This window comes from Streptomyces sp. NPDC039465, from assembly GCF_055639315.1.
In genome coordinates this window covers 260,703-285,040 of sequence record NZ_JBVKAP010000001.1, presented here as the reverse complement: position 1 = coordinate 285,040, position 24,338 = coordinate 260,703, and the positions used below count along the sequence as shown (strand labels likewise).

Genomic DNA, 24,338 nt, shown 5'->3' with positions numbered 1-24,338 from the left:
ACGGCACAATGGCGTCATGACCAGCACGCCCAGCAATCTGGACCCGGCCATCGCCGCCCGCCTCAAGCGGAGCCCCGACGGTCTCGTGCCCGCCATCGCGCAGCAGTACGACACCGGCGAGGTGCTGATGCTGGGCTGGATGGACGACGAGGCCCTGCACCGCACCCTCACCACCGGCCGCTGCACCTACTGGTCCCGCAGCCGCGGGGAGTACTGGGTCAAGGGCGACACCTCCGGCCACGTCCAGCACGTCAAGTCCGTCGCCCTCGACTGCGACGCCGACACCGTCCTGGTCAAGGTCGACCAGGTGGGGGCCGCCTGCCACACCGGCGCCCGCACCTGCTTCGACGCCGACGTCCTCCCGCTGGGAAAGTAGCCGCCATGGATCTCGACACCTTCCGCAAGCTGGCGGCCGACCGCCGCGTCATCCCGGTCAGCCGCAGGCTCCTCGCGGACGGCGACACCCCGGTCGGGCTCTACCGCAAGCTCGCCGCCGAGCGCCCCGGCACGTTCCTGCTGGAATCCGCCGAGAACGGCCGCTCCTGGTCGCGGTACTCCTTCATCGGCGTCCGCAGCGACGCCACCCTCACCGTCCAGGACGGCGAGGCGCACTGGCTCGGCACCCCGCCGGTCGGCGTCCCCCTCGACGGCGACCCGCTCAAAGCCCTGCGCGCCACCGTCGAGACCCTGCACACCCCGCGCGATCTCGTGGCGGGCATGCCTCCCTTCACCGGCGGCATGGTCGGCTACCTCGGCTACGACATCGTGCGCCGCCTGGAACGCATCGGCGAGAGCACCCAGGACGACCTGAAGCTCCCCGAGCTGACCATGCTCCTCACCAGCGACCTCGCCGTCCTCGACCACTGGGACGGCACGGTCCTGCTCATCGCCAACGCGATCAACCACAACGACCTCGACACCGGCGTCGACGAGGCCTACGCGGACGCCGTCGCCCGCCTCGACGCCATGGAGGCCGACCTCTCCGGGGCCGTCGCCACGACCCCGGCCGCGCTGCCCGACTCCGCGCTGCCCGAGTACACCGCCCTGTGGGGCGGCCCCGCGTACCAGGAAGCCGTCGAGGACATCAAGGAGCGCATCCGCGCGGGCGAGGCCTTCCAGGTGGTCCCCTCACAGCGGTTCGAGACCCCCTGCACCGCCTCCGCGCTCGACGTCTACCGCGTCCTGCGGGCCACCAACCCGTCGCCGTACATGTACCTCTTCCGGTTCCAGAACGGCTTCGACGTCGTCGGCTCCAGCCCCGAGGCCCTGGTCAAGGTCGAGGACGGGCAGGCCATGCTCCACCCCATCGCCGGCACCCGGCACCGCGGCGCCACCCCGCAGGAGGACCACGACCTCGCCGAGGAGCTCCTCGCCGACCCCAAGGAGCGCGCCGAGCACCTGATGCTCGTCGACCTCGGCCGCAACGACCTGGGCCGGGTCTGCGAGCCCGGCTCCGTCGAGGTCGTCGACTTCATGTCGATCGAGCGGTACTCACACGTCATGCACATCGTCTCGACCGTCACCGGCCGGGTCGCCGAAGGCCGCACCGCCTTCGACGTGCTCACCGCCTGCTTCCCCGCCGGCACCCTTTCCGGCGCCCCCAAGCCCCGCGCCATGCAGATCATCGAGGAGCTCGAGCCGTCCCGGCGCGGCCTGTACGGCGGATGTGTCGGATATCTCGACTTCGCCGGCGACTCCGACACCGCCATCGCCATCCGCACCGCCCTGCTGCGCGACGGCACCGCGTACGTGCAGGCCGGAGCCGGTGTCGTCGCCGACTCCGACCCGGTCGCCGAGGACAACGAATGCCGCAACAAAGCAGCCGCGGTGCTCCGCGCCGTCCACACCGCCAACCGGATGAACGGCGCCTGACGGCGTAAGGGATAGTGGGGTACGTGAGTGCCGTACCCGTACCCCAGCCCCGCGCCGCGCGCGCCGGAGCCGCCCGCGCCGCCACCGGCGGCCGGCGCAGCCTCGCCGCGGCCCTCGTCCTGGGCGGTGCCGGAGCCACCGTCGCGCTGCTCTCCTCGGGCCAGATCTGGGCCCAGGGCACGACAGCGGTCGGCGGCGGCACCGTCCCGCTGGAAGCCTCCGGCGGCGACGTCACCGGCGTCCCCTCCGCGCTCGCCGTCGTCGGCCTCGCCGCCCTGGTCGCCGTCTTCGCCGTCCGCAGCGGCGGCCGGCTGCTCGTCTCCGGACTGCTCGCGCTGAGCGGCGCCGGCGCGGCCGCCGCCGCCCTGCTCGGCGCCTCCGACAGCGCCGCCCTCGACGAGAAGGCGGCCCGGACCACCGGCGACACCGCCGCCACCGTCACCGCGCTCACCCACACGGCCTGGCCCTACGTCACCGTCGGCGCCGGAGCGCTCATCCTGCTCGCCGGACTGCTCGCGCTGCGCTACGGCAAGGCGTGGCCCTCGATGGGCGGCCGGTACGAACGCGACGGCGCCCCCCGCCCCCGCAAGGCCCAGGCGGCCGTCGACCCCGACCGCCCCGAGGACCTCTGGAAGGCGCTCGACCGCGGCGAGGACCCCACCCGCGAGGCCTGAGCCCCGCCCCCACCCCCAGATCACGCCCATGGCCCCCCGTACGGGACAATGGGCGGCGAGTGTCCGCATTCGGCGGGACCTCACCCAGCACCAGCAACGAGGAGCAAACTCATGGCGGGCAGCGCCCACGGACACACCCCGGCCGCCTGGACCGGTGTCACCATCTCCTTCATCGGCTTCTGCATCGCCGGAGTCTTCATGGTCGCGGCCAACCCGCTCGGCTTCTGGGCCGGCATGGCCGTCGTCCTGCTCGGCGGTGTCGTCGGCCTCGCGATGAAGATGGCCGGCCTCGGCATGCCCAAGGAGTCGGAGGCCCAGGTCCAGGCCCGCGCCGCCGCCGCGGCGCAGAGCGCGTCCTGAGGCCCCCGCGGCCTTGTCCGAAGGCGCAGTCCGGCGAGGCCGGGCTGCGCCTTCGCGCGTCGACGGGGACAATCACCGCGTGGACGCCCAGCCTCAGCCCGTAGCCCCGCCGCCCGCCCCGCCGATCGCCCGGCGGCTCGCCGCCCCCCTCGGCACCCTCACCGCCGTCGCCGCCGCCTGGACGTACGTTGGCCTGGTCGACCCGAACGAACCGGGCCACTACCCCGTCTGCCCGATGCTGCGCTTCACCGGCATCCTCTGCCCCGGCTGCGGCGGCCTGCGCAGCGCCCACGCCGTCGTCCACGGCGACATCGCCACCGCCCTCGGCGCCAACGCGCTCGCCGTCGCCGGCTACGGCATCTTCGCCGTCCTGATGACCCTCTGGCTGGTTCGCGCCGCCCGCGGGCTCCCCGTCCGGATCACCCTGGGCCCCGTCTGGTGGTGGGCCCTGGGAGCCGTTCTGGTGGCCTTCACAGTCGTACGGAACCTTCCCTTCGGGGCCGCCCTCGCCCCCTGAGCCCGTCGGAGAAGTCCCAGGTAGTGGGATGGTCGTCAACCGGATGCGGGCGCTTCGCCGTCCTGCGGATACCATCGAGATGGCTGATCCTGGCCCACATCGATCTACATCACCGTCCCGGAAGGGGGCCTCTCGCGTGAGTGTGCTCGACGAGATCATCGAAGGCGTGCGCGCCGACCTCGCAGAGCGGCAGGCGCGGGTCTCCCTCGACGAGCTCAAGGAGCGCGCCGCGAAGGCACCGCAGGCCAGGGATGGAGTCGCCGCCCTGCGCGGCGACGGCGTCCAGGTCATCTGCGAGGTCAAGCGCTCCAGCCCGTCGAAGGGCGCTCTTGCCGCGATCGCCGACCCCGCGGGTCTCGCCGCGGACTACGAGGCGGGCGGCGCGGCCGTCATCTCCGTCCTCACCGAACAGCGCCGCTTCGGCGGCTCCCTCGCCGACCTGGAGGCCGTCCGCGGCCGGGTCGACATCCCCGTCCTGCGCAAGGACTTCATCGTCACCGCGTACCAGCTCTGGGAGGCGCGGGCGTACGGCGCCGACCTGGCGCTGCTCATCGTCGCCGCGCTCGAGCAGGAGGCCCTGGTCTCCCTGATCGAGCGGGCCGAGTCCATCGGCCTCACGCCGCTGGTCGAGGTCCACGACGAGGAGGAGGTCGAGCGGGCCGTCGACGCGGGCGCCCGCATCATCGGCGTCAACGCGCGCGACCTGAAGACCCTCAAGGTCGACCGCTCCACCTTCGAGCGCGTCGTACCCGAGATCCCGGCCGGCATCGTCAAGATCGCCGAGTCCGGCATCCGCGGCCCGCACGACCTGATCGCCTACGCCAACGCCGGCGCCGACGCGGTCCTGGTCGGCGAGTCCTTGGTCACCGGCCGCGACCCGAAGGCCGCCGTCGCCGATCTGGTCGCCGCCGGCGCCCATCCGGCCCTGCGCCACGGCCGGAGCTGACCCCGCCATGCCCATCGCCGCCCGCCTCGCCCCCGGCTGCCGCCCCCGCGGCTGCCGCGCGCCCGCGCGGCGTGTGCACGGGCGTCGCGTGCGGTACGTGATCGGCGACGAGCCGGGCCAAGTCAACGGCATGCGATGGCGCCCGCGCCTCACGCGCGCGATCTGACCCGTCCGGAGGACGATTGCCCACCCGGGACGGCGGCCGATCGCGCGCATAACGTCGCCATCGAACCGCACGTCACACGGGGCACCCGCCCCGCGAGGAGCAGTCGCATGTCCAGCGAGTTCTTCATTCCGGACCCCCAGGGGCACGTCCCCGACGCGGAGGGGTACTTCGGCGCCTACGGCGGCAAGTTCATCCCCGAGGCGCTCGTCGCCGCGGTGGACGAGGTCGCCGTCGAGTACGAGAAGGCCAAGGCCGATCCCGCCTTCGCGGCCGAGCTGAACGACCTGATGGTCCACTACACCGGCCGGCCCAGCGCGCTGACCGAGGTGCCCCGGTTCGCCGAGCACGCCGGCGGCGCCCGGGTCTTCCTCAAGCGGGAGGACCTCAACCACACCGGCTCACACAAGATCAACAACGTGCTCGGGCAGGCCCTGCTCACCAAGCGCATGGGCAAGACCCGCGTCATCGCCGAGACCGGCGCCGGCCAGCACGGCGTCGCCACCGCCACCGCCTGCGCGCTCTTCGGCCTCGACTGCACCATCTACATGGGCGAGATCGACACCCAGCGCCAGGCGCTCAACGTCGCCCGGATGCGGATGCTCGGCGCCGAGGTCGTCCCCGTCACCTCCGGCAGCCGCACCCTCAAGGACGCCATCAACGAAGCGTTCCGCGACTGGGTCGCCAACGTGGACCGCACCCACTACCTCTTCGGCACGGTCGCCGGCCCCCACCCCTTCCCGGCGATGGTCCGCGACTTCCACCGCGTCATCGGCGTCGAGGCCCGCCGCCAGATCCTGGAGCGGGCCGGCCGGCTGCCCGACGCGGCCGTCGCCTGCGTCGGCGGCGGCTCCAACGCCATCGGCCTCTTCCACGCCTTCATCCCGGACGCCGGGGTCCGCCTGATCGGCTGCGAGCCCGCCGGGCACGGCGTCGAGACCGGCGAACACGCCGCCACCCTCACCGCCGGCGAGCCGGGCATCCTGCACGGTTCCCGGTCGTACGTCCTCCAGGACGACGAGGGCCAGATCACCGAGCCGTACTCGATCTCGGCCGGTCTGGACTACCCCGGCATCGGCCCGGAGCACTCCTACCTCAAGGACACCGGCCGCGGCGAGTACCGCGCTGTCACCGACGACGCCGCCATGCAGGCCCTGCGGCTGCTCTCCCGCACGGAGGGCATCATCCCGGCCATCGAGTCCGCGCACGCCCTCGCCGGCGCGCTGGAGGTCGGCCGGGAGCTCGGCAAGGACGGGCTGATCGTGGTCAACCTGTCCGGCCGCGGCGACAAGGACATGGACACCGCCGCCCGCTACTTCGGGCTGTACGACGGCTCCGAGACCGAGGGGGACTCCAAGTGAGCGGGACCATCCAGCTGCTCAGCGACACGCTGGCCAAGGCGAAGTCCGAGAACCGGGCCGCGCTCATCGCCTACCTGCCGGCCGGTTTCCCGACCGTCGACGACGGCATCGACGCCGTCAAGGCCGTCTTCGACGGCGGCGCCGACATCGTCGAGGTCGGCCTTCCGCACAGCGACCCCGTCCTCGACGGCCCGGTCATCCAGACCGCCGACGACATCGCCCTGCGCGGCGGCGTCAAGATCGCGGACGTGATGCGCACGGTCAAGGAGGCCTTCGCGGCCAGCGGCAAGCCGGTGCTGGTCATGACGTACTGGAATCCCATCGACCGCTACGGCGTCGAACGCTTCACCGCCGAGCTCGCCGAGGCCGGCGGCGCCGGCTGCATCCTGCCCGACCTGCCGGTGCAGGAGTCCGCGCTGTGGCGCGAGCACGCCGACAAGCACGGCCTCGCCACCGTCTTCGTCGTCGCCCCCAGCAGCAAGGACGAACGCCTCGCCACCATCACCTCGGCCGGCTCCGGTTTCGTCTACGCCGCCTCGCTGATGGGCGTCACCGGCACCCGCGAGTCCGTCGGCGAGCAGGCTGCCGACCTGGTCCGGCGCACCCGGGCCACGAGCGAGCTGCCCGTCTGCGTCGGCCTCGGAGTCTCCAACGCCACCCAGGCGAAGGAGGTCGCGGGCTTCGCCGACGGCGTCATCGTCGGCTCCGCCTTCGTCAAGCGGATGCTGGACGCCGACGACCACGCGTCCGGCGTGGCCGCCGTACGCGAACTGGCGGCCGAACTCGCCGAGGGCGTCCGCCGCGATTCGTAGTCCGAACGGGTGGAAGTGGGACCGGGGAGGCACGCACGTGCCTCCCCGGTTCGTTTGCGAGGCGTGAGCGAGAAGAACCGTGATGCAAAGCGAAGCGCCCGGGAGCGGCTCCAGGAGGAGCGCGAGCGGCAGAAGGCACGCGAGAAGCGACGGCGCCTGCTGCTCGTGTCGGCCGCTGTGGTGGGTGTGCTGGCCCTGGCCACGGTCGTCGGCGTGATCGCCGCCAACACCGGCGGCAAGGGCGACGGTGACACCGCCACCGGCCCCGTCGTCGCCCCCACCGGCGCCAACGGCGACGAACAGCTGGCGATCCCGACCGGCTCGCCCGACGCCCCGTCCACGCTCACGATCTGGGAGGACTTCCGCTGCCCCGCGTGCGCCTCCGTCGAGAACGCGTTCCGGGACACCATCCACGAGCTGGAGGCGGCCAAGAAGCTCAAGGTCGAATACCGCCTGGTCACGCTCATCGACCGGAACATGGGCGGCAGTGGCTCCCTGCGCGCCGCCAACGCCGCCGCCTGCGCGCAGGATGCCGGAAAGTTCACGCCGTACCACGACGAGCTGTACATCAACCAGCCGCCAGAGCCCGACGACGCCTTCGGCAAGAACGACCGGCTGATCGAGCTGGCCGGGAAGGTGAAGGGGCTCGACACCCCCGCCTTCCGCAGCTGTGTGCAGGAGGGCACGCACGACAGCTGGGTGGAGAAGTCGGACGAGGCCTTCCGGAAGGGCAACTTCCAGGGCACCCCGACCCTGCTGCTCAACGGAGAATCGATCTTCCCGTCGAAGGGGAACGAGCAGATTTCCCCGGAGAACCTGAAGAAGTGGGTCGACGAGGCCAACAAGACCCGGAAGCCGAATTCCCCCACGGCCGGCTGACCCCGTTACTCATACGTAGCCGGGTGGGGTTGCCGCTTCGCCCACCCGGCACGGTAGCGTCGGGTCTGCCATGGACCTTGCCTACATTCCCAGCCCGTCGACCGGAGTGATCCATCTCGGACCCCTCCCGCTGCGCGGCTACGCGTTCTGCATCATCATCGGTGTCTTCGTCGCCGTCTGGTACGGCAACAAGCGCTGGGTCGCCCGCGGCGGCAAAGCCGGCACCGTGGCTGACATCGCCGTCTGGGCCGTGCCCTTCGGCCTCGTCGGCGGCCGCCTCTACCACGTGATCACCGACTACCAGCTGTACTTCAGCGAGGGTGAGAACTGGGTCGACGCCTTCAAGATCTGGGAGGGCGGCCTCGGCATCTGGGGCGCCATCGCGCTCGGCGCGGTCGGCGCCTGGATCGGCTGCCGCCGCCGGGGCATCCCGCTGCCCGCGTACGCCGACGCCCTCGCGCCCGGCATCGCCTTCGCCCAGGCCATCGGCCGCTGGGGCAACTGGTTCAACCAGGAGCTGTACGGCAAGCCGACCGATCTGCCCTGGGGCCTGAAGATCACCGCGGGCGCGAACCGGGAGGCCGGGATCTACCACCCGACCTTCCTCTACGAGTCGCTGTGGTGCATCGGCGTCGCGCTTCTTGTGATCTGGGCGGACCGCCGCTTCAAGCTGGGCCACGGCCGGGCGTTCGCGCTGTACGTCGCCGCCTACTGCGCCGGCCGCGGCTGGATCGAGTACATGCGGGTCGACGAGGCGCACCATGTGCTGGGTCTGCGGCTCAATGTCTGGACCGCGATCGTCGTCTTCGTGCTGGCCGTGGCGTACATCGTGATCTCCGCCCGGGTGCGGCCCGGCCGGGAGGCGGTCGTGGAGCCGTCGAAGGACGCGGCCGCCGTCGACGCCGGCAAGGACGAGGACGACGCTCCGGCCGAGGACGGGGTGGGGGACGCCGCCTCCGGTGACTCCGGCTCCGCCGAGGAGCCGAAGAGTTCGCCGGAGCAGGCCGAGAACTCCGGATCGGGGTCGACCGCCAAGGGCTGAGCAGGGCATGGCCGTCGTACGGGGCCGTCGGACCGCACAGGTCCGGCGGCCCCGTCGCGTGTCACAGGCGGTGGGCCAGGGTCAGGGTCCGGTGCGCGCAGGCCACCAGCGCCGGGTCGACGAAACGGCCGTCCGCCAGTGCCTGGGCGCCCTCCCGGTCCGCCGCGGCGTGCACGATCTCCCGCGCCGATGCGACCTCCTCGGCGGTCGGCAGATAGGCCCGTTCGATGACCGGCAGCTGGCACGGGTGGATCGCCGCCCGGCCCATGAAGCCCAGCGCCCTGCCCTGCGCGCAGCTCGCGGCGAGCCCCTCCAGGTCCCGGATGTCGGGGTGCACCGACTGGGCGGGGGGCGGCAGCCGGGCCGCCCGGGCGGCGACCACGACCCGGCTGCGCGGCCACAGCAGCCCGGCCTCGTCCCGTACGCCCAGATCGGCGCGCAGATCCGCCTCGCCGAGGGCGATGCCCGCCACGGAAGGGTGGGCGGTGGCGATGGCATAGGCGTGTTCCACGGCGAGCGCGGACTCCAGCAGGGGGTGGAGCGCGACGCCCGGGGCGAGGGCGGCCGCGCGGTGGACCTGGGACGGGGTGGCGGTCTTCGGCAGCCGCAGGGCGGCCAGACCGGGCAGGGCACACAGGGCCTCGATGTCCGGCTCGGCGTGGACCCGGACGTGGACCGGGACGTCGTGGCGGGTGGTGAGCAGCTCGGCCGTGGCGGCAAGGGCGTACGCCTTGCGCTCGGGGGCCACCGCGTCCTCCAGGTCGACGATGACCACGTCCGCGCCGCAGGCGAGCGCCTTGCGGACCGTCTCGGGCCGGTCGCCGGGGACGTACAGCCAGGTCAGCGGGGTCGTCATAGCGCGCCTTCGGTGGCCAGGGCGGTGATCTCGGCGGGGGACAGGCCCAGCTCGGCGAGGACGTCGGCGGTGTCGGCGCCGTGCGGGCGGCCCGGCCAGCGGATGGCCCCGGGGGTCTCGGAGAGCCGGAAGAGGACGTTCTGCATCCGGATCGTGCCCAGCTCGGGATCGGGGAGTTCGGTGATGGTGTCCAGGGCCTGGAACTGCGGATCGGCCAGCACGTCCCGGATGTCGTAGACCGGCGCGATCGCCGCCTCGGCCTTCTCGAACGCGGCCAGCGCCTCGTCGCGGGTGTGCCGGGCGATCCAGGAGCCGACGGCCTCGTCCAGGACGTCCGCGTGCGCGACCCGCCCCGCGGCGGTGGCGAACCACTCCTCGTCGATCAGCTCGGGCCGGCCGACCAGATGCATCAGCCGTTCGGCGATCGACTGGGCGGAGGTGGAGACGGCGACCCAGGAGCCGTCGGCGGTGCGATAGGTGTTGCGGGGGGCGTTGTTGCGGGTGCGGTTGCCGGTGCGGGGCTGGACGTAGCCGAGCTGGTCGTACCAGAGGGCGTGCGGGCCGAGGACGGAGAGGATCGGCTCGATGATCGCCATGTCGACGACCTGGCCGCGCCCGGTGCGCTCGCGCGCGCTGAGCGCGGTCATCACGGCGTACGCGGTGGCCAGGGCGGTGATCGAGTCGGCGAGGCCGAACGGCGGCAGGGTGGGCGGACCGTCCGGCTCGCCGGTGATGGCGGCGAAGCCGCTCATCGCCTCGGCGAGCGTGCCGAAGCCGGGCCGGTGCGCGTACGGACCGAACTGGCCGAAGCCGGTGACCCGGGTGAGGACCAGCCGGGGGTTGACGGTGGAGAGCTCTTCCCAGCCCAGGCCCCATTTCTCCAGGGTGCCGGGGCGGAAGTTCTCCACGATGACATCGGCGGTGGCGGCGAGCCGCAGCAGGGTGTCGCGGCCGCCGGGGGTGGAGAGGTCGAGGGTGACCGTGCGCTTGTTGCGGCCCAGGACCTTCCACCACAGCCCGACGCCGTCCTTGGCGGGGCCGTGGCCCCGGGACGGGTCGGGCCTGCGGGGATGCTCGATCTTGATGACGTCGGCACCGAAGTCGCCGAGCATGGTGGCGGCGATGGGCCCCGCGAAGAGGGTGGCGAGATCGAGGACGCGGAGTCCGTGCAGGGGTTGGGGCGGGGGCTGCGGGGGCTGGTGCCGTGGCTGGGTCACAGGGCATCCATTCGCGAGTTGGTCTCCATGTCGATCTCGGAGCGGTACGGCATCGAGGACGAGGCCCCCGGCCGCTGGACCGACATCGCGGCCGCGACCGACGCCCAGGCCAGGGCGCCGGGCACCGGCCGGCCCTCGCCGAGGGCGACGGCCAGGGCGCCGACGAAGGTGTCCCCGGCGGCGGTCGTGTCCACGGCCGTCACCCGCGGCGCGGGGACGGCGACCGGCTGCGCCTCGCGGGAGGCGTACAGACTGCCGCGCGCCCCGAGCGTGATCACCACCTCGGGCACGTCCCGCAGCAGCGCCTCGGCCGCCGCGTACGGGTCGGAGACCCCGGTGAGGGCGGCGGCCTCGTGTTCGTTGGGAACCAGCAGGTCGGTGGCGGCGAGGAGTTCGGGCGGCAGCGGCCGGGCGGGCGCGGGGGTGAGGATCGTCCGTACCCCGAGGCGGCGGGCGGTCAGGGCGCCCTCCGTCACCACCGACATGGGCAGTTCGAGCTGGAGGAGCAGCGCGTCGGCGTTGCCGATCAGGGCCTCGTCGCCGTGGGAGAGGGAGGTGACGCTGGCGTTGGCGCCGGGGATGACGACGATGGCGTTGCCCCCTTCGTCGTCGACGACGATATGGGCGGTGCCGGAGGGGCCCTCGGCGGTGCGCAGCAGGTCGGTGTCGACGCCGGCGCCGTCGAGCGCGGCCCGGAGCCGTACCCCGAAGTCGTCCGTGCCGACCGCGCCGACCATCGCCACCTCGGCTCCGGCCCGGGCGGCGGCGACGGCCTGGTTGGCGCCCTTGCCGCCGGGGACCGTACGGAACTCCCGGCCGGTGACGGTCTCGCCCCGGGCCGGGGCCCTGGCCACATAGGCGACCAGGTCCATGTTGGTGCTGCCGAGCACGACGATGCTGGTCATACGGGGTGTACCTCCCGGAGGGTGAGTGCGGCGAGCGTGTCGAAGCCGATGCCGTCGAAGCCGCCGACGGAGGTGGCGAGCCGGTTCTTGAGCGGGTCCGTCCAGCGGGCGGGGATCCGGTCCGGGTGGCCGGCGAGCAGCCCGGCGACCGACCCGGCGGTGGCGCCGTTGGAGTCGGTGTCCCAGCCGCCGGAGACCGCGGCGCAGATGGAGCGGGAGAAGTCGCCGTCGGCGTGGGTGAGGGCGGCGGCGACCAGAGCGGCGTTCGGGACGGCGTGCACCCAGTGGTACGCGCCGAGGGCGTCGTGGAGGCGGTCGGCGACGGTGTCGAAGTCCTGGTGGCGCCGCGCGGTGTCGATGCCGAGACGGACGGCGTGGGCGAGGCGCGAGCCGGGCGGGACGACGGTGAGGCCGGCGGCGAGGCACTGATGGACATCGGCCGTGCCGGTCGCGGCGGTGGCGATCACGGCGGCGGCGAACAGCGCCCCGTACAGGCCGTTGGCCGTGTGGGTGAGGGAGGCGTCACGGTAGGCCTGTGCGGCGGCGGCCCCGGGGTCGCCGGGGTGCGTCCAGCCGTGCACGTCGGCGCGGATCTGGGCGCCGATCCACTCACGGAAGGGGTTGCGGACGACGGCCGTCAGCGGGGGCTCGACGCCGTCGAGGAGATTGCGGTACGCGACCCGCTCGGCGGTGAACGTCCGCCCGGCGGGCAGCTCGTCGAGCCAGAGCCGGGCGACGTCGGCGGTGGTGAAGTCCGCGCCGTACCGCCGCAGGAGCAGCAGATTGAGCAGGGGGTAGTTGAGGTCGTCGTCCTCGGGCATCCCGTCGATGTTCTCGGCGAGCGAGGTCGGCGCGGAGCGTCTGTTCCAGGGGTACGCGGCGGTGAGCTCGGCGGGCACGCCGCGCGCGGTGAACCAGCCGACCAGGGGCCAGTTGCCGGCGGCCCGCGCGAGGGCCCGGATGCCGGCCAGCGGCAGCTTCTCGACCGGCTTCCCCAGCAGACACCCCGCGGCCCGGCCGAGCCAGGCGGCGTGCAGGGCGCTGCGCAGCCGGTCGTCCGCGGGACAGGGGCCGGCCGGTGGCGTGTGGGGCCACTCCGGGCAGGCGGCGACGATCGCGTCGAGGCCGCTGGGCTCCCGGGCCGCGAGCGGGCTGGGGAGGGCGGCCAGGTCGGAGAGGAGCCGCTCGGCCAGGGGACGCAGATGGGGAGCGGGGGTGGGGGAGGCGCCGGAGGCGGGTGGAGCGGGGTGGCCGCCGTGGGAGAGCCACTGGAACTCGAGGGTGTGTGGGGCGCGGCCGTCCTCGTGGGCTTGGCGCAGCTCATGGGCGACGAGGTCCTCGGGCTGGACCCAGGTGAGGCGGAGGGTCATGTGGGGTCCGTGAGGGTGGTGGGGGTTGCGGGGTGGGCTCGGGTGACCGGGGTGGCCGGCGGCACGTCCTTCACCTCCATCACGTCCTTCACCTCCATCACGTCCGCCGGGCCGGCCGGCTCCGTCAGGGCGGCGAACGCCGATTCGTGGGCGCGGCGGCGGGCCACGTCCCGGGCGAAGATCTCCCGGGTGACCTCGGCCAGGACCGTCGCGGGGGCCCGCAGGTCCAGTCGGCTCGCCTCGGCGACCGCCGTCGCCCATTCGGCCGGGACCGCCGCCTCGCCGTGCAGCGCGCCCACGATCGCGCCGGCCATCGTGGCGATCGAGTCGCAGTCACGGCCGTAGTTGACGGCGCCCAGGACCGTACGCCGGTAGTCGCCGCCCCCGATCAGCAGCATCCCCAGCGCGATGGGCAGCTCCTCGATCGAGTGCAGCCGGGAGGGGCGCCGGGCGCCGAGGGACGGCGAGCGGTAGTCCGGGCCGACGGTGTCGAACGGCGCGACCGCCTCCCGTAGCGGGACGAGCGCCGACTCGAAGTCGGCGTGGCGGGGCGCGACTTCGGCCACGGCCTCGATCGCCGCCTGGGTGCCGTCCTTGGCCAGCGACACCGCCGTCTCGACCACCGACTCCGGGGTCGCCCCCGGTGCGCAGGCCGCCGCGACCGCCGCCGCGAAGACCCCCGCCGCCTCTCGCCCGTACGACGACTGGTGCGCCCCGGCGAGATCCAGGGCCTCGGCGTACGCGGCCCGCGGATGGGCGGCGTTGACCAGCCCGACGGGCGCCATGTACATCGCCGCACCGCAGTTGACGATGTTTCCGTTGCCCGCCTCGCGCGGATCCACGTGCCCGTAGTGCAGCCGGGCGACGAGCCACTTCTCGGCGAGGAAGATCCGCTGGAGGGGGAGCGCCTCGGTCTCGAGCTCGGGGATCCAGACCGGGTTCCCGATGAGCTGGGGGACGAGGTGATCGGCCGTCGCGTACGCGTCGAGGTGGTCGCGGACCGTGTCGTACACGCGGATCAGCGCGTGGGTCATCAGGGTGTCGTCGGTGACGTGTCCGTTGCCCTTGTGGTACGGGGCGAGGGGGCGCGCGGTGCGCCAGCGGGCGCCGTTCCAGGGGCCGACGATGCCGGTGACCCGGCCGCCGTGGCGCTGGACGATCTGGTCGGGGCTGTACCCCTCGACCGGACCGCCGAGCGCGTCACCGACGGCCGCTCCGACGAGACTGCCCGTGATCCTGTCCTCGAGTGTGGTGACCCTCCCGGCCACTGTGGTCGTCATGCCGGAATTGTCCACCTTGGATGGTCAGTTCCGTGGGTGCGAGGCGCTCGGCGAGTTCGACGAGATCGGTGCCCGCGAGGCGCGGCAGGGCGCAGCCCGCGAGGGTGCGGCACGCCTCGCGCCAGGTCGCGGGGATCGCGTCCGCGCCGCCGAGTGCGCCGGTCAGGGCCCCGACGAGGGCGGGGGCCGAATCGGCGACCCGGGAGAGGCAGGCGGCGGCGGGGACGGCCGCGGCGACCTGGCCCTGGGCCGCGGTGGCCAGGGCGAGGGCCACGGGGACGGTCTCGGCGGCGGCGATGCCGTAGCTGTAGACGTGGTCGACGATCTCGTGCTCCAGCAGCGGGACGAGCTCGAAGGCGCTGCTCGCGGTGCGGGCGGTCTTGACGGCGTGCTGGGCGTTGCGGCCGATCTCGGTGGCGGGCGGGAGCTGGGCGAGCGCGGCCTCCACGGCGTCGTCGACGCCCGCCCCGCCGAGCGCCGCCGCGACGGCCGCGGCCATGGCGCGGGCGCCGTGCACGCCGTCCCCGTCCTGGGTGTACCGGGCGTCGAACTCGGCGAGTTCTGCGGCGGATTGGGGATCGCCCGGATGGACGACGGCGAGGATGGCGGCGCGGACGCAGGCGGCGTCGTCGAAGTAGTGCGGGTTGTCGTGGCCGGTGGCGGGCGGGCGCAGGCCGGTGGCGAGGTTGCCGAGACCGGCGCGTACGGAGATCCGGGCGCGCAGGGGCAGGACGGCGGACTCGACCTCGGGGGCGCGGTCGGCGGCGGCGGCGATCTGGCCGGCGAGGGAGTTCCAGGCGAGATCGACGGCGGCGCGCAGCCGCAGGGCGGGCGCGAGCCCCCGGAAGAGCTCCCCGGAGGCGGCGAGCACGGCCTCTGCGGTGAACGCGGCCCACTCGGCGTCGTCGGAGGGCCCGAGGCGCAGGGGCTCGGGGGGCTGGTTGAGGGCGATGGGCACGGGCAGGGTGGTGGTCGCGTTCTGCTCGGCGAACGTATCGAGCTCCCGCGTGAGCCGCCGCGTCCACTCCGGCATCCGCGCGGCCCGATGCCGCGCGGCCGGCCACCCGGCGGCATCCCCCGCGGCCAGCCCGAGCAGCAGCCCCTCGACGCGGCGGGGTGGGGGTACGGCCTGGAACCGCGGTCCGCCCGACGCCGGGGCAGCAGCGAGGCTCTCCGGGCGGCCGCCCGGGCCCGGGGCGGGCGCGAGGCGGCCAGGAGTCCCGGGGTGCAGCGCCCCCGGGCTGGTGCCCGGTGCCCCGGCGGGCGTGGGGTGCGACCCTCCAGGCCGGACGCCGGACGCCCCTCCGGCGCCAGGGCCGGCGCCCGGTCCCCCGGCGGGGCTGGGGCCCAGCGCCCCAGGCCCGGTGCCGGACGCCTGGGCGGGGTCGGGGCGGAGGCCGCCCGGGCCCCGCGGGCCCAACGGGTCCCGGCTGCGGCCGTCCGGTGTTTCCGCGCCCGAGGGCGTCATTTCGGCTCCTCGTCCGGTGTCAGCAGCTCCGCGATGTCCAGCACGTGGTAGCCCCGCATCGAGGGCAGGCAGCTGCCGCGGACCGGGCCGATCGCCGAGGACCATTCCTCGGGGATCGCGCTCGCGCCGGACAGCGCGCCGGACAGCGCGCCCGCCACCGCCGCCGTCGTGTCGGCGTCCCGGCCCATGTTCACCGCCGTGAGTACCGCCGTACGGAAGTCGCCGCGCGCCGCCGCGAACGCGCCGAAGGCCAGGGCGACGGCCTCCGGGGCCAGGTCCGTCCAGGGGTAGCCGCCGATGACCACGGCCGAGCGGACCGTACGTTCGCGGATCAGCGGGTCCCGCTCCATGCGCTGCGCCGCCACCACCGCGCGCCGTATCGAGCGCGCCGTCCACGAATCCATCGGGACCACCGAGAGCGCCGCCGCGATGACCGTGGTCACCCCCGCCCCGGACATCGCCGCCGCGACGCCCGCCGCCACCGCCTGGCCGCCGTAGATGCCCTCGCCGTCGTGGCTGACGCATCCGTCGATGGCGACCAGGCGGGCCGCCTCGGCCGGGCGGCCGGCGGCGAACACGCCGAACGGCGCCGCCCGCATGGCCAGTCCGTCGCTCCAGGCGTGCCGGTGCTGCGCGGAGATCGGGGCGGCCAGTCCGCGCCGCAGGTTCTCCAGCGTGCCGCGTTCGCTGAAGCCCGCCCCGCGGAACGGGCCCTCGTCCAGATCGGCGATCCAGTGGTGCCAGGCCTTCTCGACATGGGCGACGGTAAGCGCCGAACCGTGCCGGGCCAGCAGCAGCCCGGAGAAGATCGCGTACTCGGTGTCGTCCGTACCGGCCGGGCTGTCCGTCACGAACCCCTCGATCCGGCCCCATCGGCGCCGGATCTCGGAGGGCCGCATGTTCTCGGCCGGGGCGCCGAGCGCGTCGCCCACCGCCAGACCCAGCAGCGCGCCCTGCGCCCGGTCCCGTAGCGTCTCGGCCTCACCGCGGGCCGGATCGCATGCAATCGCCTCCAACGCGTGGCCCCTTCCTGCGCACCGACGGACCGACGTACCGACGTACCGAGTCCCTTCCTGGATCCGTGCCACGCGGCGGGCGCGGGGAGTCGGGCGAGGCGCCGGAGTCACCCGGCTGACACTCGGGCCGACCCCCTGGTCAGGCTGCCCTTTCTGAGGTTCACCTACCTGAGGCAGCCCTTCGTAAGTAAGGCCTTACTTGCTGGCGGACCCCTTACATCGCGCGTATTTTCGAGGGTAGTTGGCGGGGGAGCGGACCCATCGGGGAGCCGGTCCGCGAGAAACATAAGGGGAGAGCTGTGTCCATCATCGAGACCGAGGCGACGCTTCACGAGGCGCACCGCGACAATCACACGCACCGCGATGTGAACGGCGGTTGGCTGCGTCCGGCGGTTTTCGGTGCGATGGACGGACTCGTCTCCAACCTCGCCCTGATGACCGGCGTCGCCGGAGGCGCCGTCTCCCAGCAGGCCATCGTCATCACCGGCCTCGCCGGCCTCGCGGCAGGCGCCTTCTCCATGGCCGCGGGGGAGTACACCTCCGTCGCCTCGCAGCGCGAGCTCGTCCAGGCCGAACTGGACGTCGAGCGGCACCAGTTGCGCAAGCACCCCATCGACGAGATGGAGGAACTGGCCGCGCTGTACGTGGCCCGCGGCGTCGAGCCCGCGCTCGCCCGCGAGGTCGCGATGCAGCTCTCCCGCGACCCCGAGCAGGCGCTGGAGATCCACGCCCGCGAGGAGCTCGGCATCGACCCGGACGACCTGCCGTCGCCGATGGTCGCCGCGGTGTCGTCGTTCGGTTCGTTCGCGCTCGGCGCCCTGCTGCCGGTCCTGCCGTACCTCCTCGGCGCGACCGCGCTGTGGCCCGCGGTGCTGCTCGCGCTGCTCGGCCTGTTCGCCTGCGGCGCGCTGGTGGCCCGGGTCACCGCCCGCACGTGGTGGTTCAGCGGCCTGCGCCAGCTCGCCCTGGGCGGCGCCGCGGCGGCCGTCACGTACGCCCTCGGCATGCTCTTCGGCGCGGCACTCTGAGCCGCACGGAGCCGTGCAGAGCCGTACAGAGTCGTGCGGAGTCGGACGTTCGTGGCGGCGGCCGCCCGAACCGTCGCCGTCGCCCGTACGGCCTAGCCCCCGCCCCGGCGGGGGCTTCCCGCATTCCGGGGCGCTGTGACGAATCTCCCTGGGCGGATCCGGCCTGTCGGTGAGACACTATGCGCAGCGCCGAATATGTAGCCATTACCTGTCGGTTTCGAATCCCTCATCATCGGGCATGAGCCGAAGGCGCCGCGGGCAATGACGCCTGCTCCTGCGACGGGTCGCCGGCGACCCCCGGATCCCGACCCCGTCCCCCTGTGACACACACGTGTGATCACACCCCTGTGACCACGTCCGTGACCGCCCCCGGTGGCCACGTGTGAGCACTCCACCGCCACCCCGCGGTGTCCGCATGCTGGAATGAGCTATCCACTTTCCGAGAAGCACTCCATCATGTAACCTGCACGAAATTTCGCGGAGGGCCAACGTCGTCCCTCGGCTGCTTCATATGCCACGACGACGACGGGAGTGCCGATGCGTTCCGACGCCTGGTCGCCCATGGACGGTCGCCCTGCACCGCAGGGGATGTACGACCCCCGTAACGAACACGACGCCTGTGGTGTCGGGTTCGTGGCCACCCTCACCGGTGTTGCCAGCCACGCACTGGTCGAGCAGGCGCTGACCGTACTGCGCAATCTCGAGCACCGCGGCGCCACCGGCTCCGAGCCCGACTCCGGAGACGGCGCCGGCATCCTCCTCCAGGTCCCCGACGCGTTCCTGCGCGAGGTCACCGACTTCGACCTGCCCGAGCCCGGCGCGTACGCCGTCGGTATCGCCTTCCTTCCCGCCGACGGCTCCGCACAGGCTGTCTCGCGGATCGAGACGATCGCGTCAGAAGAAGGCCTGACCGTCCTCGGCTGGCGTGAGGTCCCCGTCGCCCCCGAGCTGCTCGGCGCCTCCGCCCGCTCCACCATGCCGGTCTTCCAGCAGCTCTTCGTGGCCGACGGCGAGCACACCGGCATCGCGCTGGACCGCAAGGCGTTCGTGCTGCGCAAGCGCGCCGAGCGCGAGGCCGGGACGTACTTCCCCTCGCTCTCCGCCCGCACGATCGTCTACAAGGGCATGCTGACCACCGGCCAGCTGGAGCCCTTCTTCCCGGACCTCTCCGACCGGCGCTGCGCCACCGCCGTGGCCCTGGTCCACTCCCGTTTCTCCACGAACACCTTCCCGAGCTGGCCGCTCGCCCACCCGTACCGCTTCGTCGCGCACAACGGCGAGATCAACACGGTCAAGGGCAACCGCAACTGGATGCGGGCCCGCGAGTCCCAGCTCGCCTCCGACCTCTTCGGCCAGGCCGAGCTGGAGCGGATCTTCCCGGTCTGTACGCCGGACGCCTCCGACTCCGCCTCCTTCGACGAGGTCCTGGAGCTGCTCCACCTCGGTGGCCGCTCGCTGCCCCACAGCGTCCTGATGATGGTCCCCGAGGCGTGGGAGAACCACGACTCCATGGACCCGGCCCGGCGCGCCTTCTACCAGTACCACTCCACGATGATGGAGCCCTGGGACGGCCCGGCCTGCGTCACCTTCACCGACGGCGTCCAGGTCGGCGCGGTCCTCGACCGCAACGGTCTGCGCCCCGGCCGCTACTGGGTCACCGACGAGGGCCTCGTCGTCCTCTCCTCCGAGGTCGGCGTCCTCGACATCGACCCCGCCAAGGTCGTCCGCAAGGGCCGACTCCAGCCTGGCAAGATGTTCCTCGTCGACACCGCCGAGCACCGCATCATCGAGGACGACGAGATCAAGGCCGGCCTCGCCGCCGAGCACCCGTACCAGGAGTGGCTGGAGACCGGCGAGATCGAGCTCGAGGACCTCCCCGAGCGCGAGCACATCGTCCACACCCACGCCTCGGTCACCCGCCGCCAGCAGACCTTCGGCTACACCGAGGAAGAGCTCCGCGTCATCCTCGCCCCGATGGCCCGCACCGGCGCCGAGCCGATCGGCTCCATGGGCACCGACTCCCCGATCGCGGCCCTCTCCGAGCGGCCCCGGCTGCTCTTCGACTACTTCACCCAGCTCTTCGCGCAGGTCACCAACCCGCCGCTGGACGCCATCCGCGAGGAGCTCGTCACCTCGCTGCGCTCCTCGCTCGGCCCGCAGGGCAACCTCCTGGAGCCCACCGCGGCCTCCTGCCGCAGTGTCACCCTGCCCTTCCCGGTGATCGACAACGACGAGCTGGCCAAGCTCATCCACATCAACGCCGACGGCGACATGCCCGGCATGAAGGCCGCCACGCTCTCCGGTCTCTACCGCGTCTCCGGCGGCGGCGACGCGCTCGCCGCCCGGATCGAGGAGATCTGCGCCGAGGCCGACGCCGCCATAGAGGCCGGCGCCCGGCTGATCGTGCTCTCCGACCGCCACTCCGACGCCGAGCACGCGCCGATCCCCTCGCTGCTGCTCACCGCCGCGGTCCACCACCACCTCATCCGCACCAAGCAGCGCACCCAGGTGGGCCTGCTGGTCGAGGCCGGCGACGTCCGCGAGGTCCACCACGTCGCGCTGCTCATCGGCTACGGCGCCGCCGCCGTCAACCCGTACCTCGCGATGGAGTCGGTCGAGGACCTCGTCCGCGCCGGCACCTTCATCGAGGGCCTGGAGCCCGAGCAGGCCATCCGCAACCTGATCTACGCGCTGGGCAAGGGCGTCCTGAAGGTCATGTCCAAGATGGGCATCTCGACCGTCGCCTCCTACCGCGGCGCCCAGGTCTTCGAGGCCGTCGGCCTCGACCAGGCTTTCGTCGAGAAGTACTTCGACGGCACCGCCACCAAGATCGGCGGCGCCGGCCTCGACGTCGTCGCCCAGGAGGTCGCCGCCCGGCACACCAAGGCGTACCCCGCCTCCGGCATCCCCTCCGCGCACCGCGCGCTGGACATCGGTGGCGAGTACCAGTGGCGCCGCGAGGGCGAGCCGCACCTCTTCGACCCGGAGACCGTCTTCCGGCTGCAGCACGCCACGCGCTCCAAGCGGTACGACATCTTCAAGCAGTACACCGAGCGGGTGAACGAGCAGTCCGAGCGGCTCATGACGCTGCGCGGCCTCTTCGGCTTCAGCTCCGACCGCCCCTCGATCCCCCTCGACGAGGTCGAGCCGGTCTCCGAGATCGTCAAGCGCTTCTCCACCGGCGCCATGTCGTACGGCTCCATCTCCAAGGAGGCGCACGAGACCCTCGCCATCGCCATGAACCAGCTGGGCGGCAAGTCCAACACCGGTGAGGGCGGCGAGGACCCCGAGCGGCTGTACGACCCGGCGCGGCGCTCGTCGATCAAGCAGGTCGCCTCCGGCCGCTTCGGCGTCACGAGCGAGTACCTCGTCAACGCCGACGACATCCAGATCAAGATGGCCCAGGGCGCCAAGCCCGGCGAGGGCGGCCAGCTGCCCGGCCACAAGGTCTACCCCTGGGTCGCCAAGACCCGGCACTCCACGCCCGGCGTCGGCCTGATCTCCCCGCCGCCGCACCACGACATCTACTCCATCGAGGACCTGGCTCAGCTGATCCACGACCTCAAGAACGCCAACCCCGACGCCCGCATCCATGTGAAGCTGGTGTCCGAGGTCGGCGTCGGCACGGTCGCCGCCGGTGTCTCCAAGGCCCACGCGGACGTCGTCCTCATCTCCGGCCACGACGGCGGCACGGGCGCGTCCCCGCTCACCTCGCTGAAGCACGCGGGCGGCCCCTGGGAACTCGGCCTCGCCGAGACCCAGCAGACCCTGCTGCTCAACGGCCTGCGCGACCGGATCGTCGTCCAGACCGACGGCCAGCTCAAGACCGGCCGCGACGTCGTCATCGCCGCGCTGCTCGGCGCCGAGGAGTTCGGCTTCGCCACCGCGCCGCTCGTCGTCTCCGGCTGCGTCATGATGCGCGTCTGCCACCTGGACACCTGCCCGGTCGGCATCGCCACCCAGAACCCGGTCCTGCGGGAACGCTTCTCCGGCAAGGCCGAGTTCGTCGTCAACTTCTTCCAGTTCATCGCCGAGGAGGTCCGCGAGCTCCTCGCCGAGCTGGGCTTCCGCACGCTGGAGGAGGCCGTCGGCCACGCCGAGCTCCTCGACACCACCCGCGCCGTCTCGCACTGGAAGGCGCAGGGCCTCGACCTGGCCCCGCTCTTCTACGTGCCCGAGCTGGCCGAAGGCGCCGTCCGCCACGCCCTGGTCGAGCAGGACCACGGTCTGGAGAAGGCCCTCGACAACGAGCTCGTCGAGCTCGCCGCCGAGGCGCTGAACGCGCCCTCCGCGGAGGAGGCACAGCCGGTCCGCGCGCAGGTGCCGATCCGCAACATCAACCGCACCGTCGGCACGATGCTCGGCCACCACGTCACCAAGAAGTTCGGTGGCGCGGGTCTGCCCGACGACACCATCGACATCACCTTCACCGGCTCCGCCGGCCAGTCCTTCGGCGCGTTCCTGCCGCGCGGTGTGACACTGCGCCTGGAAGGCGACGCCAACGACTACGTCGGCAAGGGCCTCTCCGGCGGCCGGATCGTCGTCCGCCCCGACCGGGGCGCCGACCACCTCGCCGAGTACTCGACGATCGCGGGCAACACGATCGGCTACGGCGCCACCGGCGGCGAGCTGTTCCTGCGCGGCCGTACGGGCGAGCGCTTCTGCGTCCGCAACTCCGGCGCGCTGGTGGTCTCCGAGGGCGTGGGCGACCACGGCTGCGAGTACATGACCGGCGGCCAGGCCGTCGTCCTCGGTGAGACGGGCCGCAACTTCGCGGCCGGTATGTCGGGCGGCATCGCGTACGTCGTCGACCTCGACCGCGACAACGTCAACGCCGGCAACCTGGCGGCGATCGAGGGCCTGTCGGACACCGACAAGGCGTGGCTGCACGACGTCGTGCGCCGCCACCACGAGGAGACGGGCTCCACCGTCGCCGAGAAGCTCCTCGCCGACTGGTCCGTGAACGTGGACCGCTTCAGCAAGATCATCCCGACCACGTACAAGGCAGTGCTCGCCGCCAAGGACGCCGCTGAGCTCGCCGGTCTCTCCGAGGCCGAGACCACCGAGAAGATGATGGAGGCGGCGACCAATGGCTGACCCCAAGGGCTTCCTGACCACCGGCCGCGAGGTCGCCAAGACCCGCCCGGTGGCCGAGCGACTCAAGGACTGGAACGAGGTCTACGTCCCCGGCTCCCTGCTGCCGATCATCAGCAAGCAGGCCGGCCGCTGCATGGACTGCGGCATCCCGTTCTGCCACAACGGCTGTCCGCTGGGGAACCTGATCCCCGAGTGGAACGACTACGCCTACCGCGAGGACTGGGCGCAGGCCTCCGAGCGGCTGCACGCCACCAACAACTTCCCGGAGTTCACCGGCCGTCTGTGCCCGGCTCCCTGCGAGTCGGCGTGCGTCCTCGGCATCAACCAGCCCGCCGTCACCATCAAGAACGTCGAAGTCTCCATCATCGACAAGGCGTGGGACTCCGGCGACGTCACCCCGCAGCCGCCGGAGCGCCTGTCCGGCAAGACCGTCGCGGTCATCGGCTCGGGCCCGGCGGGCCTGGCCGCCGCGCAGCAGCTGACCCGGGCCGGTCACACCGTCGCCGTGTACGAGCGCGCCGACCGCATCGGCGGCCTGCTGCGCTACGGCATCCCCGAGTTCAAGATGGAGAAGGTGCACATCAACCGGCGCATCGAGCAGATGCGCGCGGAGGGCACCAAGTTCCGTACCGAGGTGGAGATCGGCGTCGACGTCGACGCGGCGCAGCTGCGCCGGCGCTACGACGCGGTCGTCGTCGCGGCCGGGGCGACCGTCTCCCGCGACCTGCCCGTGCCGGGCCGCGAGCTGAACGGCATCCACTTCGCGATGGAGTACCTGCCGCTCGCCAACAAGGTCCAGGAAGGCGACTTCGTGGCCCCGCCCATCACGGCCGCGGGCAAGCACGTCGTCGTCATCGGCGGCGGCGACACCGGCGCGGACTGCGTGGGCACCGCCCACCGCCAGGGCGCGGCGTCCGTCACCCAGCTGGAGATCATGCCGAGGCCGGGCGAGGAGCGCAGCGCCAACCAGCCCTGGCCCACCTTCCCCATGCTGTACAAGGTGACATCGGCCCACGAGGAGGGCGGCGAGCGGGTCTACTCCGTCTCCACCACCCACTTCGAGGGCGACGAGGACGGCAACGTCCAGGCGCTGCACCTCGTGGAGGTGGAGTTCAAGGACGGCAAGCTGGAGCAGAAGCCGGGCACCGAGCGCCGCATCCCGGCGCAGCTGGTCACCCTGGCGATGGGCTTCACCGGCACGGACCAGTCCAACGGCCTGGTGTCGCAGTTCGGCCTGGAGCTTGACGCGCGTGGCAACATCGCCCGCGACGCGGACTTCGCCACCAACGTCGACGGTGTCTTCGTCGCCGGTGACGCGGGCCGCGGCCAGTCCCTGATCGTGTGGGCGATCGCCGAGGGCCGCTCGGCCGCCCGCGGCGTGGACCGCTACCTCACGGGCACGAGCGCCCTGCCGGCCCCGATCCGCCCGACGGACCGCGCGCTGACCGTCTGACGGACAGCCTGACGATCCTCAT

The 24,338-nt window shown here is 72.9% G+C and carries 21 protein-coding genes; 14 read left to right on the top strand and 7 right to left on the bottom strand.

The annotated features are described in order from the left end of the window. Nucleotides 1-16 precede the first annotated feature (16 nt). The 11 genes from hisI (at nucleotide 17) to lgt (ending at nucleotide 8,626) form a co-directional block, all read left to right on the top strand. Nucleotides 17-376 (top strand): phosphoribosyl-AMP cyclohydrolase, encoded by a 360-nt coding sequence (hisI, locus tag ACZ7LT_RS01330; RefSeq protein ID WP_019885480.1) that lies wholly within the window; start codon nucleotides 17-19, stop codon nucleotides 374-376. A 5-nt stretch (nucleotides 377-381) separates the two neighbouring features. Next, nucleotides 382-1,872, top strand: coding sequence for an anthranilate synthase component I (locus ACZ7LT_RS01325; protein WP_471232693.1), 1,491 nt, complete (start codon nucleotides 382-384; stop codon nucleotides 1,870-1,872). 14 nt (nucleotides 1,873-1,886) lie between these two features. Next, nucleotides 1,887-2,546 (top strand): TIGR02234 family membrane protein, encoded by a 660-nt coding sequence (locus tag ACZ7LT_RS01320; protein ID WP_471232691.1) that lies wholly within the window; start codon nucleotides 1,887-1,889, stop codon nucleotides 2,544-2,546. Nucleotides 2,547-2,657: 111 nt separating this feature from the next. Then, nucleotides 2,658-2,906: an HGxxPAAW family protein gene (locus ACZ7LT_RS01315; protein WP_471232689.1), complete on the top strand. Its 249-nt coding sequence runs from the start codon at nucleotides 2,658-2,660 to the stop codon at nucleotides 2,904-2,906. 79 nt (nucleotides 2,907-2,985) lie between these two features. Continuing rightward, complete coding sequence (locus tag ACZ7LT_RS01310; RefSeq protein WP_471232687.1) at nucleotides 2,986-3,423, top strand: DUF2752 domain-containing protein; 438 nt, start codon at nucleotides 2,986-2,988, stop codon at nucleotides 3,421-3,423. Nucleotides 3,424-3,559: 136 nt separating this feature from the next. Beyond that, nucleotides 3,560-4,369, top strand: coding sequence for an indole-3-glycerol phosphate synthase TrpC (gene trpC, locus ACZ7LT_RS01305; RefSeq protein WP_471232685.1), 810 nt, complete (start codon nucleotides 3,560-3,562; stop codon nucleotides 4,367-4,369). A 7-nt stretch (nucleotides 4,370-4,376) separates the two neighbouring features. Beyond that, a complete protein-coding gene (gene trpM / locus ACZ7LT_RS01300) occupies nucleotides 4,377-4,535 on the top strand; it encodes a tryptophan biosynthesis modulator TrpM (protein ID WP_471232683.1) in 159 nt (52 codons plus the stop codon). A gap of 107 nt (nucleotides 4,536-4,642) precedes the next feature. Then, nucleotides 4,643-5,893, top strand: a complete 1,251-nt coding sequence (trpB, locus tag ACZ7LT_RS01295; protein ID WP_471232682.1) for a tryptophan synthase subunit beta — start codon at nucleotides 4,643-4,645, stop codon at nucleotides 5,891-5,893. Beyond that, a complete protein-coding gene (gene trpA, locus ACZ7LT_RS01290) occupies nucleotides 5,890-6,705 on the top strand; it encodes a tryptophan synthase subunit alpha (protein WP_471232680.1) in 816 nt (271 codons plus the stop codon). Before trpB ends, trpA begins: the two co-directional genes overlap by 4 nt. 63 nt (nucleotides 6,706-6,768) lie before the next feature. After that, nucleotides 6,769-7,584 (top strand): DsbA family protein, encoded by an 816-nt coding sequence (locus ACZ7LT_RS01285; protein ID WP_471232678.1) that lies wholly within the window; start codon nucleotides 6,769-6,771, stop codon nucleotides 7,582-7,584. A gap of 70 nt (nucleotides 7,585-7,654) precedes the next feature. After that, nucleotides 7,655-8,626 carry a prolipoprotein diacylglyceryl transferase gene (gene lgt / locus ACZ7LT_RS01280; RefSeq protein ID WP_471232677.1) on the top strand — a complete coding sequence of 324 codons (972 nt, stop codon included), beginning with the start codon at nucleotides 7,655-7,657 and terminating at the stop codon, nucleotides 8,624-8,626. 61 nt (nucleotides 8,627-8,687) lie between these two features. Here lgt and ACZ7LT_RS01275 read toward each other — a convergent pair whose 3' ends face one another. The 7 genes from ACZ7LT_RS01275 to ACZ7LT_RS01245 are packed head-to-tail and all read right to left on the bottom strand — an operon-like array spanning nucleotide 8,688 to nucleotide 16,738. Then, nucleotides 8,688-9,482, bottom strand: coding sequence for an HpcH/HpaI aldolase/citrate lyase family protein (locus ACZ7LT_RS01275; RefSeq protein ID WP_471232675.1), 795 nt, complete (start codon nucleotides 9,480-9,482; stop codon nucleotides 8,688-8,690). Further along, nucleotides 9,479-10,699 (bottom strand): CaiB/BaiF CoA transferase family protein, encoded by a 1,221-nt coding sequence (locus tag ACZ7LT_RS01270; RefSeq protein WP_471232673.1) that lies wholly within the window; start codon nucleotides 10,697-10,699, stop codon nucleotides 9,479-9,481. Before ACZ7LT_RS01270 ends, ACZ7LT_RS01275 begins: the two co-directional genes overlap by 4 nt. Continuing rightward, on the bottom strand, nucleotides 10,696-11,604 hold the full coding sequence (gene rbsK, locus ACZ7LT_RS01265; protein WP_471232672.1) for a ribokinase: 909 nt from the start codon (nucleotides 11,602-11,604) through the stop codon (nucleotides 10,696-10,698). Before rbsK ends, ACZ7LT_RS01270 begins: the two co-directional genes overlap by 4 nt. Further along, nucleotides 11,601-12,974 carry an ADP-ribosylglycohydrolase family protein gene (locus ACZ7LT_RS01260; RefSeq protein ID WP_471232670.1) on the bottom strand — a complete coding sequence of 458 codons (1,374 nt, stop codon included), beginning with the start codon at nucleotides 12,972-12,974 and terminating at the stop codon, nucleotides 11,601-11,603. Before ACZ7LT_RS01260 ends, rbsK begins: the two co-directional genes overlap by 4 nt. Continuing rightward, entirely contained in the window at nucleotides 12,971-14,254 is a 1,284-nt protein-coding gene (locus ACZ7LT_RS01255) for an ADP-ribosylglycohydrolase family protein (RefSeq protein WP_471232668.1), read from the bottom strand. Before ACZ7LT_RS01255 ends, ACZ7LT_RS01260 begins: the two co-directional genes overlap by 4 nt. Continuing rightward, nucleotides 14,175-15,722 carry an ADP-ribosylglycohydrolase family protein gene (locus ACZ7LT_RS01250; RefSeq protein ID WP_471232667.1) on the bottom strand — a complete coding sequence of 516 codons (1,548 nt, stop codon included), beginning with the start codon at nucleotides 15,720-15,722 and terminating at the stop codon, nucleotides 14,175-14,177. Before ACZ7LT_RS01250 ends, ACZ7LT_RS01255 begins: the two co-directional genes overlap by 80 nt. Next, nucleotides 15,719-16,738, bottom strand: a complete 1,020-nt coding sequence (locus tag ACZ7LT_RS01245) for an ADP-ribosylglycohydrolase family protein (protein ID WP_471232665.1) — start codon at nucleotides 16,736-16,738, stop codon at nucleotides 15,719-15,721. Before ACZ7LT_RS01245 ends, ACZ7LT_RS01250 begins: the two co-directional genes overlap by 4 nt. Nucleotides 16,739-17,037: 299 nt before the next feature. Here ACZ7LT_RS01245 and ACZ7LT_RS01240 point away from each other — a divergent pair, with 299 nt between their 5' ends. The 3 genes from ACZ7LT_RS01240 (at nucleotide 17,038) to ACZ7LT_RS01230 (ending at nucleotide 24,316) form a co-directional block, all read left to right on the top strand. Next, nucleotides 17,038-17,766, top strand: a complete 729-nt coding sequence (locus ACZ7LT_RS01240) for a VIT1/CCC1 transporter family protein (protein WP_471232664.1) — start codon at nucleotides 17,038-17,040, stop codon at nucleotides 17,764-17,766. Nucleotides 17,767-18,303: 537 nt separating this feature from the next. Continuing rightward, on the top strand, nucleotides 18,304-22,863 hold the full coding sequence (gene gltB / locus ACZ7LT_RS01235; protein WP_471232662.1) for a glutamate synthase large subunit: 4,560 nt from the start codon (nucleotides 18,304-18,306) through the stop codon (nucleotides 22,861-22,863). After that, on the top strand, nucleotides 22,856-24,316 hold the full coding sequence (locus ACZ7LT_RS01230) for a glutamate synthase subunit beta (protein ID WP_471232660.1): 1,461 nt from the start codon (nucleotides 22,856-22,858) through the stop codon (nucleotides 24,314-24,316). Before gltB ends, ACZ7LT_RS01230 begins: the two co-directional genes overlap by 8 nt. The last annotated feature ends 22 nt before the right edge of the window (nucleotides 24,317-24,338 follow it).

What these genes read in the sequence shown, in the direction of transcription:
- trpB (WP_471232682.1), top strand. Translation starts at nt 4,643, where the DNA reads ATGTCCAGCGAGTTCTTCATTCCGGACCCCCAGGGGCACGTCCCCGAC.
- ACZ7LT_RS01325 (WP_471232693.1), top strand. Translation starts at nt 382, where the DNA reads ATGGATCTCGACACCTTCCGCAAGCTGGCGGCCGACCGCCGCGTCATC.
- ACZ7LT_RS01255 (WP_471232668.1), bottom strand. Translation starts at nt 14,254, where the DNA reads ATGACGACCACAGTGGCCGGGAGGGTCACCACACTCGAGGACAGGATC.
- ACZ7LT_RS01250 (WP_471232667.1), bottom strand. Translation starts at nt 15,722, where the DNA reads ATGACGCCCTCGGGCGCGGAAACACCGGACGGCCGCAGCCGGGACCCG.
- gltB (WP_471232662.1), top strand. Translation starts at nt 18,304, where the DNA reads ATGCGTTCCGACGCCTGGTCGCCCATGGACGGTCGCCCTGCACCGCAG.
- lgt (WP_471232677.1), top strand. Translation starts at nt 7,655, where the DNA reads ATGGACCTTGCCTACATTCCCAGCCCGTCGACCGGAGTGATCCATCTC.
- ACZ7LT_RS01260 (WP_471232670.1), bottom strand. Translation starts at nt 12,974, where the DNA reads ATGACCCTCCGCCTCACCTGGGTCCAGCCCGAGGACCTCGTCGCCCAT.
- rbsK (WP_471232672.1), bottom strand. Translation starts at nt 11,604, where the DNA reads ATGACCAGCATCGTCGTGCTCGGCAGCACCAACATGGACCTGGTCGCC.
- hisI (WP_019885480.1), top strand. Translation starts at nt 17, where the DNA reads ATGACCAGCACGCCCAGCAATCTGGACCCGGCCATCGCCGCCCGCCTC.
- ACZ7LT_RS01315 (WP_471232689.1), top strand. Translation starts at nt 2,658, where the DNA reads ATGGCGGGCAGCGCCCACGGACACACCCCGGCCGCCTGGACCGGTGTC.
- ACZ7LT_RS01230 (WP_471232660.1), top strand. Translation starts at nt 22,856, where the DNA reads ATGGCTGACCCCAAGGGCTTCCTGACCACCGGCCGCGAGGTCGCCAAG.
- trpM (WP_471232683.1), top strand. Translation starts at nt 4,377, where the DNA reads ATGCCCATCGCCGCCCGCCTCGCCCCCGGCTGCCGCCCCCGCGGCTGC.
- ACZ7LT_RS01275 (WP_471232675.1), bottom strand. Translation starts at nt 9,482, where the DNA reads ATGACGACCCCGCTGACCTGGCTGTACGTCCCCGGCGACCGGCCCGAG.